This is a genomic window from Candidatus Hydrogenedentota bacterium (assembly GCA_035450225.1).
Classification (GTDB): Bacteria; Hydrogenedentota; Hydrogenedentia; order Hydrogenedentales; family SLHB01; genus DSVR01.
This window is the reverse complement of sequence record DAOTMJ010000102.1, coordinates 1-1961: the sequence shown is the minus strand read 5'-3', so window position 1 is coordinate 1961 and position 1961 is coordinate 1. Positions and strand designations below refer to the sequence as shown.

Below are 1961 nucleotides of genomic sequence, written 5' to 3'. Positions count from 1 at the left end.
CGCGTGCGGAAATCCGCGCACGTCAATACCGACTTGGCCGCCCACTTTGTGATGGCGGAAATTCGGGCCATGGCCAACCAATTTTGGAGCGCACAATGAACGCACCTAGCCGCATCGCCTCCCCTTCCCTTACCGTCCGCGCTAGCAGTTGGGCCGGCCTATTCGATTGTGCTTACCGATGGGAGGGAATCCATCTGCTTGGCTTACGCAACGTCGTCGGCCTGCGCGCCGCCCTTGGTACTGCCATTCACGCCGGCACCGCAGTTTTCGACCAAGCCCGCATTAGCGGCGAGGCCGTCACCGCCGACGATGCCGCCGGAGTCCTGGTCGACAAACTGCACGACCCTCAGAATGAATTCGACCCGGCCAGGGATGATCTATCGATGCCGGAAGCCGAGAAAGTCGGCCTTACGCTGCTGACCAAGTATTGCTTCGAGGTATCGCCCCGCTACAACTTCGTCGCCGTCGAGATGGAAACCAAGCCCCTCGACATCGACTGCGGTAGCGGAGTCGTGGTTCGCCTGACCGGCACAATGGATCGCGCCCGCATTCGCAAAGACGAGCATGGCGTCGGCATCGCCGATTTGAAAAGTGGATCAGCCGCGGTACAGAAGGGCGCTGCTGTTACGAAGGGCCACGGCCCCCAAATCGGCACCTACGAACTGCTCTACGAACACAGCACAGGCGAACCCATTTCCGACGACGCCGAAATCATCGGCCTTAAGACCAAGGGCACCGCGGAAATTGGTTTCGGCACCATCAAGAACGCCAAGCGCGTCATGGTCGGCACCGAAGAACAGACCGGCCTGATCGAGTTCGCCGCCGAGATGTTCAAGACCGGACGCTTCTACCCGAATCCGAAATCCCTGCTCTGCTCGGACAAGTATTGCCCCCGCTTTTCCAAGTGCCACTTCCACGATTAACCAGGAGTCATCAATGAACGCCCCTACCTCGCTCGCCGAAATGAAAACAGGCCAACAGCAGCAGCCAGACGTCAAGGTCGATTTCTTCTCCAGGAATGGATTTGAACTGGCCTGTCGCATTTCCAAGGCTCTCGCCACGTCTGACGCGGTGCCGGCTCAGTTCCGCCAGTACAACGAGAAAAAAGATGAAAACGGGAAAATCGTCCTGATTGAAAACACGTCTGCAATTGGCAATTGCCTAGTTGCGTTGGAGGTTTCCCAATCTATTGGAATGTCCGTGATTGCTGTTATGCAGAATGCTGACGTGATCCAAGGGAAACTTAGATGGTCTTCCAGGTTCCAGATTGCCGCAATCAACGCGTCACGTCGCTTTTCCCCGCTCAAGTTCAAACTGCATAACCTGGGGCGGATCAAGGCCAAATGCCGGGAAAAAACCGGATGGAATAAAGCCCTAAAACGCTACGATTTCGTTGAACATGAAATAGAAATCGACAACTGGGAGTGCGTTGCCTGGGCTTACGAGCTGGACGCAAATAAGCGGCCGACAAAGGAAGTCGTCCAATCGATCCCCGTAACCATGCAAATGGCCGTCGAAGAAGGATGGTATTTGAAAGAAGGATCGAAGTGGCAGGGATCAATGCGCTTCCAGATGCTCCAGTATCGCGCGGGGACATTCTTCGGATCGATCTACGCCCCTGACGTGCTTATGGGCATGGGCAAAAGCACCGAAGAAGCAAACGACATGATTGACGTCGTTCCCCAGGCTGACGGTTCATTCGCCGCGTCAAGCACCACGTTGCAGGAACTGCGTTCAGCCACCGATATTGGCACGACCATCAACCCCACAACCGGCGAAGTCATCAAGGGCGAACCCGGACACGACCCCCAGGACGACGCCCTGCGCGACCTTGAGCAGAGTGGCGACGCATCCGCCCCCACCTTCGAGGATGCAATTGCCGCCGTCAAGGCCGGCGATCACGACCTCGCCGCCGACATGGCCCGCAGTTTTCCCGATGGTCAGAAGGCCGCAGTGCTGAA

2 protein-coding genes are annotated in these 1961 nt (G+C 57.1%); both read left to right on the top strand.

Annotation, left to right across the window (positions count from 1 at the left end; all coding sequences use genetic code 11):
• Positions 1 to 95: 95 nt before the first annotated feature.
• Positions 96 to 923: a PD-(D/E)XK nuclease family protein gene (locus P5540_19860; GenBank protein ID HRT67070.1), complete on the top strand. Its 828-nt coding sequence runs from the start codon at positions 96 to 98 to the stop codon at positions 921 to 923.
• A 13-nt stretch (positions 924 to 936) separates the two neighbouring features.
• A partial coding sequence (locus P5540_19855; GenBank protein ID HRT67069.1) for a hypothetical protein occupies positions 937 to 1961 on the top strand: 1025 nt, incomplete at its 3' end.